The sequence below is a fragment of the Micromonospora sp. CA-248089 genome (assembly GCF_050948515.1).
In the GTDB taxonomy this organism is placed as follows: Bacteria; Actinomycetota; Actinomycetes; order Mycobacteriales; family Micromonosporaceae; genus Micromonospora.
In genome coordinates this window covers 4902466-4919415 of the sequence record NZ_CP192016.1, presented here as the reverse complement: position 1 = coordinate 4919415, position 16950 = coordinate 4902466, and the positions used below count along the sequence as shown (strand labels likewise).

Here is a 16950-nt window from a genome sequence, read left to right as displayed (position 1 = left end):
AGCGGGTCGAGGGTCAACCTCACTCCGGCAGCGTGCGGAACGTGATGCCGGCGCGTACCAGCCGGTCCAGCAGCGCGTCACCCATCGCCGCGACCGGCGTGACCTGACCGGCGGTCTCCGGCAGCTCGTCGAAGGCCAGGCAGAGCGCCGACTCGGCGAGCATCTTGGCCGTCTCGTCGTAACCCGGGTCGCCGCCGGCCACCTCGGTCACTACCCGCCGGCCACCGCCGGTGCCCACGAACCGCACCCGGAACCACGACTTGGCCCGCTGCTCGGCGGTCGGCCCCTGCCCGGAGGCGAGCCGCCCGAGCAGCCAGCGCCGCGTCGGCGCCACCTTCACCAGCCCCACCACACCGGCCAGCCCGACGCCCGCGACCAGCACCGTGGGCAGCCGCTTCATCGCCGCGAAGTGCCGGTAGCGGAAGTCCGGGCCGTACTCCGGGCGGGCCGCCGCGGACCGGCGGACCACCTGCGGGTCGATGGTGGGCAGCGGCACCGCCCACTGGCCGAACTCGCGTACCCGGCCGACCTTACCCGGCACCGCGCGGACCCGGCGTCCGTCGGGGCCGGGCTCCATCGCCCGGCGGGCCCGCGCCGCGCGGCTCATCTCACCGGTACGGGAGAACGCGGTGAGCGCCGAATGGTACGTCCCGGCGGAGAAGCGGCCACCGGCCCGCACGTAGCCGTCCACGGCGATCGGCCCGTCGGCCGGCAGTTGCTTGACCGTGTACCAGACGCCCAGGTCGTGCGGGATCGAGTCGAAGCCGCAGGCGTGCACCAGCCGCGCCCCGGTGCGTACCGCCTCGGCGTGGTGCCGCACGTACATCCGGTCCACGAACTCCGGCTCGCCGGTGATGTCGAGATAGTCGGTGCCGGCGGCGGCGCAGGCGGCCACCAGCGGCTCGCCGTGGTGCACGTACGGGCCGACTGTCGTGGCCACCACCCGGGCGCTCTCCGCCACCGCGCGCAGCGACGCCGTGTCGGTCACGTCGGCGGTGAGCAGCGGAAGCTCGGCCAGGGCCGGGTCGATCGCGGCCAGCCGGTCCCGCACCGCTGCGAGCTTGCCCGGGTTGCGGCCGGCGAGTGCCCAGCGCAGCCGGTCCGGCGCGTGCCGGGCCAGGTATTCGGCGGTCAGCCCGCCGGTGAAGCCGGTGGCGCCGAACAGGACGAGGTCGTACGGACGGTCTGCGCGCATCCGCCGAGTGTGCCACCGACGGCGCTCACCTTCACGGCGTGAAGACCACCCGGACGCAGCCGTCGGCCCGATCCCGGAACAACGCGTACCCCTCGGCGCCGCGCTCCAGCGGCATCCGATGGGTGGCCAGATGCTCGGTGACCAGCTCGTCGCGGGCCATCCGCTCGAGCAGCGCCGGGATCGCGTCCCCGCCCCGGCGCCGCGCGGCGCGGACGGCGAGTCCCTTGTCCGCGAGCGCGCCGAGCGGGAACCGGTCCACGAAGCCGGGCCGGGCGTCGAGCACCACCACCACGCCGCCCTTGCGGCAGGCGTGCACCGCCTCGCGCAGCGCCGACCCGGCGTCCGGTTCGGCCACCGGCCACCGGCCCGGCGCGGCCGGCACCCCGGAGGCGTCGACGCACACGTCCGGGCCCCGGCCGCCGCTGCGTTCGCGCAACTCGGCGAGCACGTCCACGTACCTGTGGTTGAGCGCCTCCACACCGTCGTGCCCGGTGACCATCCGCAGCCGGTCGTCCCGGTCGTCGACCACCACCACCCGGTCCGCGCCCCGGGCCACCGCCGCGTCGGCGGTGAGCTGACCGACAGCGCCCGCACCCCACACCGCCACCACGTCGCCGGGGGCGACCTCGCCCAGCTCGGCGCCGTACCAGCCGGCCGGCGCGGGGTCGGCGGCGAACACCGCCCGGTCGTCGCTCACCGACTCCGGCACGGCGAAGGCGCCCACGTCGGCGTACGGAACCCGCACGTACTCGGCGTGACCACCGGCGAACCCACCCAGCCGGGCCGGGCGGCCGTAACCGCCGGCGGTCGGCTGCCCCCACTCCGGCTCGGCAGTCACGCCGCTCGTGCCGTTGTCGCAGCAGGCCGGCAGCCCTTGCCGGCAGAACCAGCACGCCCCGCAGGCCACCGCCGCGCCCACCACCACCCGGTCGGCGACCCGATGCCGGCGTACGTCCGGGCCGACCTCGACCACGTCGCCGAGGAACTCGCGTCCGAGCACCTCCCCGGCGGACGCCTCGGGTACCCGCCCGCCCAGGAGCGGCAGGTCCGCGCCGCAGGTCGTGCTACGCCGGACCCGGACGATCATGTCCTGGGCGTTGCGCAGCTCCGGGTCCGGGACGCGGCGCACCTCCACGAGACCGGCGCCGGCCCAGCACAGCGCCCTCACGGCACGGCCCCCGGCCGGTCCAGCGGCGACGGGTCGGCCGCCAGCACCTCGCCGGTCTCCAGGAGCTGCTTGGTCTGCCGCAGCACGTGGCGCAGGAACCGGCCCGGGTCGTCGCCGACCAGGTGCGCGGCGAACCCCGGCAGCGTGCACTCCCCGCCCAGCGGGCGGGCCGCCAGTTCGGTGCCGCGCCCGCCGGGCGCCGGACGGGCCCACACCTCGACCGCGCCGTCGAGGCGGCGCAGCGGCTCGGGCCACCGTCCGGCCGGGAGCACCTGCTCGGGCGCCGCGGCCACCGTCACCACCTGCCACCGGCCCGGCCGCGGATCGGTGGCCGTGCGCCGTGCCCGGTGGCGCGCCAGCATCCGCGCGCCCGCCGGAGCGAGCACCCGCGCGCCGGCCAGCGCCAGCGCGCCGGCCGCGAGCCGTCTGCTCCGCACCACCTGACCTCCCGCCGTCCCCGGGCGCCGGCCCGTCCCGGCCTGCCCCGCGTGACTACAGGGTGCGCGGCGCCCGGGTGAGCGGGGTTCGCCCGGAAGGGGTGAACCGGCGCGGTGCGGGTAACCGCTGCCCGCACCGACGGGGGGAGGGACGCATGCCGGAGGAGGCAGACCAGGTCGTCACCGCACGCAGCGGCACCAGCGACATCACCGGTACGCCCGATCTGCTCGGCCTCGACTCACCCGATGTCGCCGGTGGTGCGCCGTCCGGTGGCCCGCCGCTGCTGGCGTCCCGGTTGACGCCGCCCGCGCCACCCGAGCCGGTCCTGCTGCGTCCCCGGCTGCTGGACCGGCTGGAACAGGGCGCGTCCGGGCCGGTGACGCTCGTCTGCGCGCCGGCCGGCTGGGGCAAGACGACGCTGCTGTCGACCTGGGCGCAGGGGGAGCGGGACGGGCCCGCAGCGTCCTGGGTGACGGTGGCCGAGGGCGAGACCGTCCGGCGGCTCTGGGGCTATCTCGCGGCGGCCCTGCGTACCGCTGCCGCCGGCGACCCGGACGACGGGCCGCCGCCGGTGCCGGACGGGCCGCCCCGGCCCGAGCAGCTCGAGACGCTCGCCGCCGCGCTCGCCGCCCGGGAACGGCACGTCCTGCTGGTCCTGGACGATTTGCACCGGGTCTCCGACCCGGCCGCTCTGACCGGGCTGGAGTTCCTGCTCCGGCACACCGACGGCCGGCTACGGCTGGTGGCGGGCGCGCGCAGCGAACCACCGCTGGCGCTGCACCGCTGGCGGCTGGCCGGCGAGCTGACCGTGATCGGCGCCGACGACCTGGCGTTCACCGCCGACGAGGTGGCCGACCTGCTCGTCGCACACGGCGTGTCGGTACCCGTCCCGGCCGTGGCCCGGCTGGCCGAGCGCACCACCGGCTGGCCGGCCGGGCTGCGTTTCGCCGCGCTGGCGCTCGGCGACGGCGCCGACCCGGCGCGCGCGGTGGAACGGTTCGCCGGTGACCAGCCGGACGTCGCCGCGTACCTGCGGGACGAGGTGCTCGCCCCGCTGGAACCGGCGACCCGCGACGTCCTGCGCCGGGTGGCGGTGGCCGTCGCGGTCCATGCCGATCTGGCCGCCGCGCTGACCGGGCGGCCCGACGCCGGGCACCTGCTCGCCGAGGCGGCCCGGGAGGGCGGTTTTCTCCACCGGGACGGCGGCAGCCCGCAGTGGTACCGGCCGCACCCGCTGCTGGCCGACGTGCTCCGGGACGAGCTGGACCGGCTGCCCGTCGACGAGGTGCGCGAGCTGCACCGGCGGGCGGCCGGGTGGTACGCCGCCCACGACCGTCCCGCCGACGCGCTGCGGCACGCGCTCCTCGCCGGTGAGTGGGCCGACGCCACCGAACTGCTCGTGACCCGCTGGCCCGAGCTGGCGCCGGACGAACCGGCCGCCGTACCGGCCCCACCCGAGCCGCCCGCCGAAGCGGTCCGCCGGGATCCGGAGCTGGCGCTGGCCGCGGCCGCCGAGCGGGCGTACGCCGGGGATCGGGCCGCCGCCGACGTGCAGCTGCGGCGGGCGCTGGCCGACGCCGGCGACCTGCCCGCGCCGCGTCGCGACCGGTTCGGCCGGCTGGCCGCCGCCGTGGAGCTGAGCCTGGCCCGGCTCGACGGCGACCACGAGGAGGTACGCCGGGCCGCCGACCGCCTGCTGGCCACCATCGCGGCGGGCGAGTCCCCGAGCGGCCCGGAGGCCGGCAGTGCCGTCGCCGGTGATGGCGGCGAGCCGCGTGCCGGGACGGCCGAGCGGGACGACGTGCGCGCGGTGGCCGGTGCCGCGCACGGGCTGGCCGCGCTGGCCGAGGGGAGCTGTCCACTGCCCGGGACCGGTTCGGCGCCGCGCGGGAGGCGGCGCGGCGGGCCGGGCGGCCGCGTACCGAACTGCTCTGCGTCAGCCGCTCGGCGCTGCTGGAGGCGGCCCGGGGCGCGTTGCGGGCCGCCGAGGAGCTGGCCCGGGAGGCGCTGGCGATGCCGCCGTGCCAGGGCTGGTCGTCCCGGTCCGACTGCGGCTACGCGTACCTGGCGCTGGCGTTCGTGGACTGGCAGCGGGACCGGCCGGCGGAGGCCACGGCCCACCTGGCGCTCGCCGGGCCGGCCGGCGCGGAACCGGGTGGCGCGGCGCTCACCGCGCTCTGCCGGGCCGGGCTGCTGGCCGACGGCGGCGACCCGGGCGGCGCGCTGCGCACGCTCGCCGAGGCGCGGACCGTCGCGCCCGGGCCGGATTTGGGCGAGTGGCTCACCGCCGAGGAGGCGCACCTACGCGCCGTCGTCGGTGACGTCGACGGCGCGCGGGCGCTGCTCGACGCGGCCGGCGACGGGCCGGCACCGGCGCTGGCCGCCGCGCGACTGCGGCTGCGCGCCGGTGACGCCCACGCGGCCGGGCGGACGCTGCCCGACTGGACCGCGCCCGGCGCGGCGGACTGGCCGCTGCCGGTGCGGTTGGGCGCCGGGCTGCTCGACGCGGCACTCGCCGATGCCTCCGGTGACGCCCGGCGGGCCGGCCGGCTGCTGGAGGAGGTGCTGGCGCTCGCCGAACCGGACGGCTTCCGGCGCGTCTTCACCCGGGCCGACCCGGGGGTACGGGACCTGCTCGCCGCGCGCCTGGACTCCGGCACCGCGTACTGGGCCACGGTGAGCGAGCTGGTCCGGGGCGTGGACGCGCAACCGGTGGCCACGGCCGGCGACGGTCCGGCCCGGGTGCTCGACGAGCCGCTCACCGAGCGGGAGCTGACCATCCTGCGCTACCTGCAGAGCATCCTGTCCAACGTGGAGATCGCGGCCGAGCTGTCGCTGTCGGTCAACACGGTGAAGACGCACGTGCGCAACATCTACCGCAAGCTCGACGCGACCCGCCGACGGGACGCCGTCCGGCGGGCGCGCGAGCTGCGATTGATCTGACCGTCAGCCCTCGTCGGCGGCGGCGTCGACCACGGCGAGCAGTTCGGCCAGGTCGTAGCCGCCGTCGTGGCGGACGTCGTTGACGAACAACGTCGGGGTGCCGTTGACGCCGCTGCGGATGCCGCCGACGAAGTCCTGCCGGACCCGGTCGGCGTACTCCTGCCGGCCGACCTCACCGGCGATCTCCTCCGGCGACAGGCCGATCTGCTCGACGCCCAGCGACAGGTGCACCGGGTCGAGCTGGTCCTGGTGCTGGTAGAGCCAGTCGTACATCTCCCAGAACCGGCCCCGCGCCGCGGCGGCCTCGGCGGTCTCCGCGGCGCTCTCCGCGTACGGGTGGACGTTGGTGATCGGGAAGTGCCGGTACGCCAGCCGCACCACCTCGGCCCGCTGGCGCAGCACCTCGGCCAGGTTCGGGTACGCGGCGCCGCAGAACCGGCACTGGAAGTCGCCGTACTCGACGATCGTGACCGGCGCGTCCACCGGCCCGCGGACGTGGTCGCGTTCGGTCACCGGGATCCGCAGCCGCGCGGTGGTGACCTGGAGTGGTGTGGTCATCGGGCACTCACCCGCCGATCCGCGTCCAGCTGTTCGAGCGCGTCGAGGATGCCGTCCACACCCGGGTTCACCTCGGGCGGGGACAGGTGACTCCAGGCCACCCGGCCGTCCGGGTCGACGACCACCAGTGCCCGGTCCGACTGCCCGCGCGGCGCGTACGCCCCGTACCGGCGCGACACCTCACCCTTGGGCTCGAAGTCGGCGAGCAGCGGGAACCGGATGCCCCGGCTCTCCGCGAACGCCCGGTGCGAGTCGACGCTGTCCACCGAGATGCCCAGCAGCACCGCGTCGTACCGCTCCAGCTCGGGCAGGGCGGCTTGGTACAGGGTCATCTGCTCGCCGCAGACCGGTGACCAGTCCGCCGGGTAGAACGCCAGCACCACGGGACGGCCCCGGAACTGCCCGGGGCCCGTCTCGCGCCCGTCCGGCGCCGCCGGCAGCGTGAACCGGGGCGCGTCCTGGCCCGGTGTGATCAGCCCGTTCGGATCACTCATGCCTCCCACCATGGCCCCGGCCCGGGTGAGGCGGGCTCACCCGGGCGGGGTGGTTCCGGTCAGCGCACGACGAGGTGGTTGTGCACCTCCCGGATGCCGGGGGCGTTCCACACCACCCGCTCGATCTCCTCGCGTTCGACGGCCGAGTGGACCTGCCCGTCCAGCAGCACCGTGTCGCCGTGCACCCGCACGTCGACCTCCTCGGCCTCGGTGGCGCGGTTGCGGGCCAGCGCGTCCACGATCCGCTCGGCCAGGTCACGGCCGTCGGGGTGCACCGCGGGGCGCACGGCGATGCCGTTGCTCACCCCGCACACGCCGGTGAGGCGCGCGACCGACCGTTCGGCGGCCCGCCGCTGGTACTCCCACTCGACCTCGCCGTGCAGCGTGACCCAGCCGTCGGCCACCGTCACCTGCAACGCCTCGATCGGCACGAAAGCGTCCCACTCCAGCGCCCGTACGGCCGCGACGGCGATCTCCGGATCCTCCCGCCCGGCCGCGGTGTCGATCCGGACGGCGAGGTCGTTGGCGACGGCGCGGACCCGGAAGACGCGGTGCGCGGCCCGCTCGGCGGCCCACTTCTTGGCGTAGCTGTCCACCCGGCCGGTGAGCGTCACCACGCCCTCGGTGACGGTCACCCCGATCTCGTCCGGGCCGACCCGCGGCTCCCAGGTCAGCTCGTCGAGCACGGCGGACTGGATGTCCCGGTCGGTACGGGTGATCGTGTCGGTGGCCATCCGGCTCTCCCTCCCGTCGATCGCGGCGCGGGCACGTGTCCCGCACCCGCGATCCTGCGCGCGTCCCGGGTGAGCGGCCCTCACCCGGCCGGGGTGAGGCAGCACGACGGCCGCCCCCGGGAGTCCCGGGAGCGGCCGTCGTCGGGTCGTACGTGGGTCAGCCGTCCAGGCCGGCCGGGGAGTTCGGCCGGTCCACGTCCACGAACTCGATCTCGTCCGCGGCGCGGTCCCGGCTGCCGGCGGCGCGTGCCGCGGTGCCGGCGGCCCAGCCGATCGCCGCGCCCGCCAGCGCCGCCGCGATCAGCAGCGTCCACGGCAGCGCGGGCCGGCGGCCGGCGAGCGCGTCGAAGGCGAGGGAGGCCCGGCGGCGTGCCTCCTCGGCGGCGGAGCCGACCAGGTCGGTGGCGTCGTCGGCCAGGCCGGAGGAGCTGCGGCGGGCGGTCCGGGTGGCGTCGCGCACGCTGTCACCGGCGGAACCGACGGCGGAGAGCAGGTTCTGCCACGCCTGGTCGGCGACCCGCTCGGCCTTGCCCCGGCGGTCCAGCAGGTTGGATCCGAACATCGTTCTACCTCCTCGGGTGCCGAAGGCCGGCGGCCACTTCGGACTCCGGTGTCCATCCGGCGGGTTCACTGTCTCGGGCAGTGCCCCACGGGCGGGCGCGGCAAACCAGGCGGGCGTCACGGGCAGGCCGGACAGCGAACGGGACGAACCACTCGAACGCGCCGGGACCGGTGCCGACGGGACGTGCGTGCGCCCGCTACCCTGGTCGGCGGATCGGCGGGCCCGCCCGGTCGCACGGTTGGCCGCGACCCGCCAAACAGGGGAAACTGGAACCCGGAGGTCCGGATTGGGTACGCCCAGGTGTGCCCAGTTCGCGAATTGCTCATCCCGGGGGGTGGCGACCGGGCCGTTGGAGGAATACTCTCGGTCGCGGCCCGCGTACTGATGAGGCGCCCGTCATGGGCGAGTGGAGGTGCTCGCGTGAGCCTGTCGATCGTGAAGTCGGTGCGGCCGGGTGGTGTCGTCCAGATCGCGCCCCGTGGGGAGATCGACGTCGACACCGCGTACGAGGTGCGGGAAGCGATCGCCGAGGTGCTCGCGAAGGGCCGTCCCTCGCGAATCGAGCTGAACATGCGGCTCGTCACGTTCATCGACTCGGTCGGCATCAGCGCCATGGTCGCGGGCTTCCAGACCTGCGAGGTCAGCGGCGTCAAGCTCGTGGTCACCGAGCCGAGCCGGTTCGTGCACCGGCAGCTCTGGGTGACCGGCCTGCTCGGCCTGTTCGGCGCGCCCGAGCCGTGGTTCGCCGACGACACCCCCGAGGTGCTGCCCGGCGCCTGAGCGCCGTCCACACCCCCTGCTGCCAGGGGACCTTCTACCCGTTGCCAGTCCGGCGTCGGTACGGGACGATCGTCGCGACGCACGACGGCGAGGGGGCCCGCTTGCAGAGCAGCGACAGCTTCAGCTACACCGTGCAGGCCCGGTGCACCCGGGCCGAAGCGGTGGCGCTACTGGGTGACCTGAGTCGCCAGGGCGAGCTGCATCCGCTGATCGTCCGGGTCCGGAAGCTGCCGGCCCGGCCGGGCGCGCTGGCCAGCTACGCGATCACCGACCGGCTGCAACTCGGCCCGATGCACTTCCCGGTCACGTACCAGGCGGACGTGCTGATCGCCGGCGAGGACGAGGTCGTCACCGTGGCGCGTCAGCAACCCGCGACGACGGTCCGCAACCACACCCGCCTGCGCGACGAGCCGGACGGCACGGTACGCATCGACGTGGAGATCACGCTCACCGCACCGGCACCGCTGTTCGGGTACGCGTTCCGCCAGGCCCGGGCGGCTCACCTGGGCCTGGCGGCGCGTCTCGGGGCGACCCTGGAGGGGCGGCCGGCCTGATCCGGCCGCCCCTTCCGGGCGCGCTCAGTACACCGACAGGTGCACGTGGTTGGTGTGGTCGCTGGACGGGTCGCCGTTGCCGCCGCTGTACGACTTCCACCCGCTGCTGGGCAGCCAGATCTGCTTGAACCAGATCACGTAGAGCACGGCGAGCGGGTCGGCGTTGCGCACGAAGTACGCGGCCAGGTTGTTGCCGTACGTCCGGTCACCGCCGCTGGCCACGCCGCCGAAGCCGTTCTTCTGCGCGGCGAAGTCGCAGGCCCGCCCCTTCGGGTGCTCACCCGAGCCGCTGGGTCGATGGCACGAGACGTACCGGGTGAAGCCCGCCGCCTTTGCCTGTTGCAGCGCGTGCAACGTGCGCGGGGTGATGCAGCCGTTCGCCGGGGTCGGGTCGTTGACGCTGCACGACTCCGACGGCCAGGAGCCGTCCGAGTTGCGTGGCGCCGGCTTCGCGTTCTTGTTGGAGGTGCCCTGGACGCTGCCACCGCCGCTGGTGCTGCTGCGCGAGGCGCGGTCGTTGGCGACCTCCAGGGCGCGCTCGGCCTGCTCCTTGCGCTTGCCCATCACCGCGACCTGCTTGCGCTGCTCGCGGATCTCCCCGTCGAGCTGGGCACGGGTGCGGGTGGCCTCGTCCCGGGTGGTGATCAGGTCGCGCAGCGTACGGTCCTCGTGCGCGGCGACCTGCTCCAGCGCGGCGGCCCGGTCCATGAAGCCCTCCGGGCTGCTGCTGCCGAGCAGCGCCCCGGCGGTGCCCAGGCGGCCGTTGCGGTACGCCACCGCGGCGATCTCGCCGACCTTGGCGTCGCGTACGGCCAGCTCGGCGCCGACGGTCTTGAGCTGGTCGTTCAGTTGCTTCTGGCGGGTCACCGACCGGTTCAGCGCGGCTTTCGCCTCCAGCCAGCCCTTGCTGGCCGCGTCGAGCTGGGCGCGCAGTTCCGGCGTGCCGCCCTCGTCGTCGCCGCCGGGTGCGGCGGCGAGCAGGCCGGTCGCCGGCGCCGCGGAGGCGGGGGAGACCGGAACGGTCGCGACGCCGAGGGCCAGCGTCGCGACGAGCAGGGCCGCCAACCGGGCGGCCGTCCGTCGTACAGGTGCCACTGGGGGCATTCACACGTCCTTCCGTCAACGCCGACCGGGTTAGCTGACGGGTTCGGGACGGAAGATCCCTACCGCTGACGCGGATGCACCCCACGTACGTGGTTCCCCGGCTCGCCCCTGCGGACGATTAGGCGACGGCCGCCCCACCGGGGCCGGTGGCGCCCGCGGGTGCGGCCGCGACCGAGACTACCGGCGCTGCCCGGGCACGGCTCCGTCGAGCAATGCCACTAGGCGGGGCAAAACCGGCATAAGACTACAACAGTCACAGTGATTTAAGTCTGTCCTAATCACCACTCGGTCTTTCCGCACACTCCGGCTGACGCTCCGGGCTCGACCTGCAACGTGGCGTGATCGATGGAGAAGTCCTCGTGCAGGGCGGCCCGCGCGGCGGCCAGCACCCCGGCCGGGTCCACGCCCGGGTCGGTGGTCAGGTGCGCCGAGGCCACCTCCATGCCCGAGGTGAGCGTCCAGACGTGCAGGTCGTGCACCTCGGCCACACCCGGCACGGCGGCCAGCCGGTCGTGCACGGCGGTGACCTGGAGGTGTTCCGGCGCGGCCTGCACCAGGATGCGGACCGCGGCCCGGCCGAGCCGCCAGGTGCGCGGCAGGATGAACACGCCGATGCCGACGGCGACGAGCGGGTCGGCCCACCACCAGTCGGTGACCGTGATGATCAACGCGGCGGCGATCACGCCGAGCGAGCCGAGCAGGTCGCCGAGCACCTCCAGGTACGCCCCGCGCAGGTTGATGCTCTCCTTCGACCCGGCGCGCAGCAGCGCGAACGCGACGATGTTGGCGAGCAGGCCGAGCACCGCCACCACGAGCATCGGGCCGGCCAGCACCTCCGGCGGCTCGCCGAACCGGCGTACCGCCTCGATGAGGACGTAGACCGCGACGGCGCCGAGCAGTACGGCGTTGGCGAGGGCGGCGAGCACCTCCAGCCGGTAGAGCCCGAACGTGCGCTGCGGGTCGGTGCCGGCGCGGCGGGTGGCGGAGATCGCGGCGAGCGCCATGCCGATGCCGAGGACGTCGGTGAACATGTGCCCGGCGTCGGAGAGCAGCGCGAGCGATCCGGTCGTGAAGGCGGCCACCGCCTCGACCACCATGAGGGCGGCGAGCAGCGCGAAGGCGGCCCAGAGGCGGCCCCGGTGGCGGTGTGCCGCGTTGGCCACCGCGCCGCTGTGGTCATGACCTGCGCCCACGCCAACACCTTCCCTGCCCCGTACCGGCCAGGCTCAATGTATGTTCACATCGCTATGTATGCAAGTGAACTGTGGGTGGCGCCGACGCGGCCACTCACCCCACCGGATCGAGCGTGGTGAGGCGCTGGGTGGCGCGGGACAGCGCGACGTAGAGCGTGCGTACGCCCGAGCCCGGGTCGGCCCGGATCTCGCTCGGCGCCACCAGCACCACGCCGTCGTACTCCATGCCCTTGGCCTGGAGGCTGGTCACCACCTGGAGGCGGCCCGTGCCGAGCGCGCCCAGCCAGCCGGCCACCTCGTCCCGGCGCGGCACCGGCGTGATCACACCGACGGTGCCCTCCACCTGCGCGAGCAGCGCCTCGGCCGCCTCGACCGTGGCCGCCGGCAGGTCGGCGGCGGGCACCGTACGCTCCACCGGCGGCACGCCCGTGGACCGCACCGCGTCGGGCAGCGGCAGATCCGGGTACAGGCGGCGGATCTCCGCCGCCGCCACCGCGAAGATCTCCGCCGAGTTGCGGTAGTTGGTGGTCAACTCGTAGCGGTGCCGCTTGCGCCGCCCCAGCGCCTGGTCGCGGGCACGGTCCAGCTCCTGCGGATCGCCCGTCCAGGCCGTCTGCGCCGGGTCACCGACCACCGTCCAGGACGCCAGCCGGCCGCGCCGGCCGATCATCCGCCACTGCATCGGCGAGACGTCCTGCGACTCGTCGACCACCACGTGCGCGTAGTCGCGGTAGTCGGCCGGACGCTCCCGCGCCGCCGCGCGGGCGGCACGCTGCCGGTCGGCGTACGTGCTCAGCTCGCGCACGCCACCGGCGAGCTGGTACGGATCGCGCTTGGGCCGGGCCCGCTGCACCGGCTTGCCGAGCAGCGCGTCCAGCTCGTCCAGCAGCGCGATGTCGGCCACCGTCAGCCCCTCGGTGCCGAGGCTCCGGTACGCGTCGGCGAGCAGCCGGATCTCCGCCGAGGAGAGGACGCCCCCGGCGTAGCGGCGCAGCCGGTCCGGGCGTGCCAGCCAGTCCAGCACGTGCCGTGGGTGCAGCCGGGGCCACCACGCCTTGAGGAACTCCCGGAACTCCGGCCGCTCGATGATCTCGTCCTCGAACGCGGGCTGCTCCGGCAGCCGGCCCAACCGCAGCGTGCGGGCCTGGGCGTAGAGCGCGGCCAGGACGGCGTCGAACGCCGCCCGGCGTACCTCGTTGCGGCGCGCCCCACGGGCGAGCGTCCGGTCCCGGATCGCGTCCAGCGCGGGGCGTTCCAGGCGCAGCAGCTCACCCCGGTACAGCAGGCGCAACTCGGCCGGGGAGTCCGGCACCGCGTCGCGGACCGCGCGTTCCAGCACCCGGCGCATCCGCAGCGATCCCTTCACCGCCGCCACGTCCGGCGGGTCGGTGCGGGACGCGGACAGGCCGGGGAACAGCGAGCCGAGCGAGCGCAGCGTGGCGGTCTCCTCGCCGAGCGAGGGCAGCACCGAGGCGATGTACTCGACGAACACGCCGGACGGGCCGACCACCAGGATGCCGCCGCCGGCGTACCGGGCCCGGTCGGAGTAGAGCAGGTACGCGGCCCGGTGCAGCGCCACCGCCGTCTTGCCGGTGCCCGGGCCGCCGGAGACGATCGTGACGCCGTTGCCGGGGGAGCGGATCGCCTCGTCCTGCTCGCGCTGGATGGTGGCGACGATGTCCCGCATGCCACGGCCGGTGGCCCGGGACAGCGTGGCCAGCAGCGCCCCGTCACCGACCACCGCCATGTCCGGCGGCGCGGCCTCCGGGTCCAGCAGGTCGTCCTCGATCCGGGTGACCTTCTCCGAGGCGGACTGGATCGTGCGCCGGCGCACCACGCCGCGCGGCTCGGCGGGCGTCGCCTGGTAGAACGCGGCGGCGGCGGGCGCCCGCCAGTCCACCACCAGCGTCTCCGCGTCCACGCCCCGCACACCGAGGCGGCCGACGTGCAGCACCTGACCGGTCCGCAGGTCCAGCCGGCCGAACACCAGGCCCTCGTGCTCGGCGTCCAGCACGTGCCGGCGCTGGGCGGCGTGGAAGACCATCGCGTCCCGCTCGACCAGCGCGCCGAAGTTCCCGACCCGGGCCAGCCGGTAGCCCTCCCGCTCGGCGTCGGCCGCGGACCGGCGCAGTTCGGCCAGCCGGGCGTACACCCGGTCGAGGTGACGCTGCTCGGCGGCGATCTCCCGGTCCAGCGTGGTCTGGTCGGTCAACGCGGATGCTCCTGTGTTCGGAGGGCACGGCGGGCTGAATGAGGGTACGGGCCGCCGGCAACCGGCACATCGGGGCATGCCGCGCACGTGGCGTACGTCTGCCCCGCTCGCGGGCGGGAGACGCTCAGAGGCGGGTCGCCGGGCGGTCGGCCAGCACCCGGTCCAGCACGCCGGCGAGGGCCGCGTTCACCTCGTCGGGGCGCTCCATCATCAGCATGTGCCCGGCACCCGGGCAGACGGTCAGCTCCGTGGTGGGCAGCGCCGCCGCGATGGACTCGGCGCACGGCGGCGGGGTGAGCCGGTCCCGGTCCCCGACCAGCGCGGCGGCCGGCAGCACGCCGAGCGCGGCCAGCGTCTCCAGCCGGTGCTGGGCGCCGATCGAGGCGCGGAAACCACCGATCGAGCGCAGCGTGGCCCGGGCCACCGCCGAGGTGACCAGCCGGATGTCCGCCGGGTCGCAGCGGTCGCCGAACAGCATCCAGCGGATGCTCGGGCGCAGGGCGCGCAGCAGCGCGTGCGGGGGCCGCCAGCCGCCGCAGCGGGCCAGCACCCCGGCGCCGGTGGTCTCGGCCAGGCGGATCAGCCGGGTGATCCGAGGGGAGAGGCCGTACGCGGTGTGGGTGTGCCCCTCGGCGGTGGTGGAGACGAAGACCAGCCCGGCGGTCCGGGCGGCGAACCGGTCGGGGTGGCGGTGGGCGTACTCCATCACGGTCATGCCGCCCATCGAGTGCCCGACCAGGACGACCGGCCCGGACGGGACGATCTCGTCGACCACCGCCGCCAGGTCGTCACCGAGCTGGGCGAGGGTGGCGTCGCGCAGCGCCAGGCAGCTCGACCGGCCGTGGCCGCGCGCGTCGTAGGTGACCACCCGGATCCGGCCGCCGAAGCGTTCCCGCAGCTCGGCGACCTGGCGGTGCCAGCTGCGCCCGTCCAGCGTCCAGCCGTGCAGCAGGACCGCGGTGACCTCGGCGTCGACCGGCCCGGTGACGGTTACGTGCAGGCGTACGTCGTCGGGGAGCCGCAGTTCCAGGTCCGGCATCGTCCACCTCCCGGGCCCACCGGTGTGTGTCCACCGGATGACCCGGCGGTGACACCGGCGTTACCCGCCATGAGACCACGGCAACCGGCCCGGAGAGAAGATTCCCGTCCGGGCCCACGGCGTCGGATCGGTGACCAGGCTGGGAGGCATGCCGTCCACCAGTCCGCGCGCCGCGCTGGCCGAGCTGCTCGCCGGGAACCGCCGCTTCGTCAGCGGCCAGCCGGTGCACGGGCACGACGTCACCGCCGCCGCGGCGGTGGCCTCCGGCGACCAGCAGCCGTACGCGGTGGTGCTGGGCTGCATCGACTCCCGCGTGCCGTTGGAGGCGATCTTCGACCAGACGTTCGGTTCGATCTGCGTGATCCGCACCGGCGGGCACGTGCTGGATCGGGCCGTGCGGGGCTCGATCGAGTACGTGGTGGAGCAGCTCGGCGTACGCCTGGTGATGGTGCTGGGCCACGAGCGCTGCGGCGCGGTCGGCTCCACCGTCGAGGCGCTGCGCACCGGGCGGCGGCCCGGCGGGGACCTGGCGTACGTGGTGGACCGGATCGCCCCGGCGGTCACCGACGTCGGGGTGGACGACCCGGACGCGCACCCGCTGGCGATCCGCCGCCACGTCCGGCGCACGGTGGCCGCGTTGCGCGCCGACGACCGGCTGGCCGGGGCGGTGGCGGCCGGCGAACTGGCGGTGGAGGGCGCGCTCTACGACCTGGCCACGGGCGAGGTCACGCTGCTGCCGCGGGAGGAGACGCGAAACCGCCCGCCGGGGTGATCCCGGCGGGCGGTCGCGGTGGTGCGGGTGAGGGCGCTCAGCCCTCGAAGACGCCGGCCTCGACCAGGCGCTTCTCGGTGGCGTCCCAGCCGTGGTCCGGGTAGGACGCGGCCAGGCCGTTGATCTCGGCGCGGATCTTGGCGGCGTGGCCGGCGGCGGCCAGCACCCGGATCTCCTCGACGAAGGCGTCGGAGTCGGTGCGCAGGTGCGCGGTCTTGCCGTTGGTCAGGTTGCGCACGTAGGCGTGCTTGCCGCCGTTGAGCGGGATCAGGTACTTGAACTCGCCCAGCACGCTGAGGGCGCCACCCTGGCCAGCCTGGCCGGCCCGGACGGACGCGCGCGCGGTCTTAGAGGTGTTGCTCGCCACGGAGGTACTCCTTGCAGACGTACGGTGGGGACGGAAGGCCGTCCGGGGGCTGTGCGGATGACGCCCGGGTGGGCGCCGGCCCGCGAAGATGTACGGCGGCACAGAGAACCGCCCAGAGAACTGTACACGACCACGACACCTGGCTGGTCGTCGCGGCGTCAGAGGGCATAACCGGGTCCACCACCCGGGTATTTCCCGCCTCCGGGGTCCGGCGAATTTTCCGATTCGCTGGCGCACCACCAGTCACACGGGTCATCATGTGTGCCAGGTACCACTCGGTAGGACGAGGTCGTAGGGGAAGACGCACCTCGGCTCACCGGGAGGTCACCGTGCCAACGCGTGGCGTCGTATACGTCCACTCGACCCCGCTCGCCGTGTGCTCGCACGTCGAGTGGGCGATCGCGCGCGTCCTCGCCGCGCCGGTCAACCTGCACTGGACGGCGCAGCCCGCCGATCCGGGCGCCCGTCGCGCCGAGTGCGGCTGGACCGGCAGCCCGGGGACCGGCGCGGAGCTGGCCGCTGCCCTCCGGCAGTGGCCCATGATCCGCTTCGAGGTCACCGAGGAACCCAGTCCCGGCGTCGACGGCGAGCGCTTCATGTACGTACCGGGCCGGGGCCTGTTCCGCGCCGCGGTCGGCGCGGCCGGCGACATCCAGCTCGGCGAGGACCGGCTCCGCAGCCTGATGGCCGCCGCGCGCGGCCCGGAGGCGCTCGCGCACGCCCTGGACAAGGCGCTCGGCACCGCCTGGGACGCCGAACTGGAGCCCTACCGGTACGCCGGCGACGGTGCGCCGGTGACGCTGCTCACCCGGGTCGGGTGACGGGGGCCGAGTTGCC

At 75.2% G+C, this 16950-nt stretch carries 16 protein-coding genes, 1 pseudogene and 1 riboswitch; of the genes and pseudogenes, 5 read left to right on the top strand and 12 right to left on the bottom strand.

The window, feature by feature from the left end:
* Nucleotides 1–19: 19 nt before the first annotated feature.
* Genes ACQP26_RS22975 through ACQP26_RS22965 form a run of 3 tightly spaced genes read right to left on the bottom strand, consistent with a single transcriptional unit; the run spans nt 20 to nt 2803 of the window.
* Nucleotides 20–1195, bottom strand: coding sequence for a saccharopine dehydrogenase family protein (locus ACQP26_RS22975; RefSeq protein WP_433493966.1), 1176 nt, complete (start codon nt 1193–1195; stop codon nt 20–22).
* Nucleotides 1196–1226: 31 nt separating this feature from the next.
* A complete protein-coding gene (locus tag ACQP26_RS22970) occupies nt 1227–2363 on the bottom strand; it encodes an alcohol dehydrogenase catalytic domain-containing protein (protein ID WP_433493965.1) in 1137 nt (378 codons plus the stop codon).
* Complete coding sequence (locus ACQP26_RS22965) at nt 2360–2803, bottom strand: hypothetical protein (RefSeq protein WP_433493964.1); 444 nt, start codon at nt 2801–2803, stop codon at nt 2360–2362. The genes ACQP26_RS22970 and ACQP26_RS22965 overlap by 4 nt, the downstream gene beginning before the upstream one ends.
* Nucleotides 2804–2955: 152 nt before the next feature.
* Here ACQP26_RS22965 and ACQP26_RS22960 point away from each other — a divergent pair.
* Nucleotides 2956–5744: pseudogene (locus ACQP26_RS22960) on the top strand (LuxR C-terminal-related transcriptional regulator).
* 3 nt (nt 5745–5747) lie between these two features.
* Here ACQP26_RS22960 and ACQP26_RS22955 read toward each other — a convergent pair.
* The 4 genes from ACQP26_RS22955 to ACQP26_RS22940 all read right to left on the bottom strand — a co-directional run bounded on the left by ACQP26_RS22955 (nt 5748) and on the right by ACQP26_RS22940 (nt 8092).
* Nucleotides 5748–6302 (bottom strand): DsbA family protein, encoded by a 555-nt coding sequence (locus tag ACQP26_RS22955; protein ID WP_269704692.1) that lies wholly within the window; start codon nt 6300–6302, stop codon nt 5748–5750.
* Nucleotides 6299–6796, bottom strand: coding sequence for a redoxin domain-containing protein (locus ACQP26_RS22950; RefSeq protein WP_269704693.1), 498 nt, complete (start codon nt 6794–6796; stop codon nt 6299–6301). The genes ACQP26_RS22955 and ACQP26_RS22950 overlap by 4 nt, the downstream gene beginning before the upstream one ends.
* A gap of 59 nt (nt 6797–6855) precedes the next feature.
* Complete coding sequence (locus ACQP26_RS22945; RefSeq protein WP_269704694.1) at nt 6856–7530, bottom strand: BON domain-containing protein; 675 nt, start codon at nt 7528–7530, stop codon at nt 6856–6858.
* A 157-nt stretch (nt 7531–7687) separates the two neighbouring features.
* Nucleotides 7688–8092 carry a hypothetical protein gene (locus tag ACQP26_RS22940; RefSeq protein WP_269704695.1) on the bottom strand — a complete coding sequence of 135 codons (405 nt, stop codon included), beginning with the start codon at nt 8090–8092 and terminating at the stop codon, nt 7688–7690.
* Between the two features lie 420 nt (nt 8093–8512).
* Here ACQP26_RS22940 and ACQP26_RS22935 point away from each other — a divergent pair, with 420 nt between their 5' ends.
* Nucleotides 8513–8872, top strand: a complete 360-nt coding sequence (locus ACQP26_RS22935) for an STAS domain-containing protein (protein ID WP_013287849.1) — start codon at nt 8513–8515, stop codon at nt 8870–8872.
* Nucleotides 8873–8913: 41 nt separating this feature from the next.
* Nucleotides 8914–9426, top strand: coding sequence for an SRPBCC family protein (locus ACQP26_RS22930; protein ID WP_433493963.1), 513 nt, complete (start codon nt 8914–8916; stop codon nt 9424–9426).
* 24 nt (nt 9427–9450) lie between these two features.
* Here ACQP26_RS22930 and ACQP26_RS22925 read toward each other — a convergent pair whose 3' ends face one another.
* The 4 genes from ACQP26_RS22925 to ACQP26_RS22910 all read right to left on the bottom strand — a co-directional run bounded on the left by ACQP26_RS22925 (nt 9451) and on the right by ACQP26_RS22910 (nt 14974).
* Entirely contained in the window at nt 9451–10530 is a 1080-nt protein-coding gene (locus tag ACQP26_RS22925; RefSeq protein WP_269704697.1) for a coiled-coil domain-containing protein, read from the bottom strand.
* Nucleotides 10531–10534: 4 nt separating this feature from the next.
* Nucleotides 10535–10665: riboswitch (cyclic di-AMP (ydaO/yuaA leader) on the bottom strand.
* Between the two features lie 143 nt (nt 10666–10808).
* The gene (locus ACQP26_RS22920; protein ID WP_269704698.1) at nt 10809–11723 is read right to left on the bottom strand and encodes a cation diffusion facilitator family transporter; all 915 of its coding nucleotides are present in this window, start codon (nt 11721–11723) and stop codon (nt 10809–10811) included.
* Nucleotides 11724–11817: 94 nt separating this feature from the next.
* Entirely contained in the window at nt 11818–13935 is a 2118-nt protein-coding gene (locus ACQP26_RS22915; protein ID WP_433493962.1) for a HelD family protein, read from the bottom strand.
* Between the two features lie 124 nt (nt 13936–14059).
* Nucleotides 14060–14974, bottom strand: a complete 915-nt coding sequence (locus ACQP26_RS22910; RefSeq protein WP_433493961.1) for an alpha/beta fold hydrolase — start codon at nt 14972–14974, stop codon at nt 14060–14062.
* 148 nt (nt 14975–15122) lie between these two features.
* Between ACQP26_RS22910 and ACQP26_RS22905 the strand changes: the two genes are divergently transcribed.
* The gene (locus ACQP26_RS22905; protein WP_281577081.1) at nt 15123–15746 is read left to right on the top strand and encodes a carbonic anhydrase; all 624 of its coding nucleotides are present in this window, start codon (nt 15123–15125) and stop codon (nt 15744–15746) included.
* A gap of 37 nt (nt 15747–15783) precedes the next feature.
* Here ACQP26_RS22905 and ACQP26_RS22900 read toward each other — a convergent pair whose 3' ends face one another.
* On the bottom strand, nt 15784–16113 hold the full coding sequence (locus tag ACQP26_RS22900; RefSeq protein WP_013287842.1) for a hypothetical protein: 330 nt from the start codon (nt 16111–16113) through the stop codon (nt 15784–15786).
* Between the two features lie 329 nt (nt 16114–16442).
* Between ACQP26_RS22900 and ACQP26_RS22895 the strand changes: the two genes are divergently transcribed.
* On the top strand, nt 16443–16934 hold the full coding sequence (locus ACQP26_RS22895; protein WP_030503630.1) for a DUF3145 domain-containing protein: 492 nt from the start codon (nt 16443–16445) through the stop codon (nt 16932–16934).
* Nucleotides 16935–16950 lie beyond the last annotated feature (16 nt).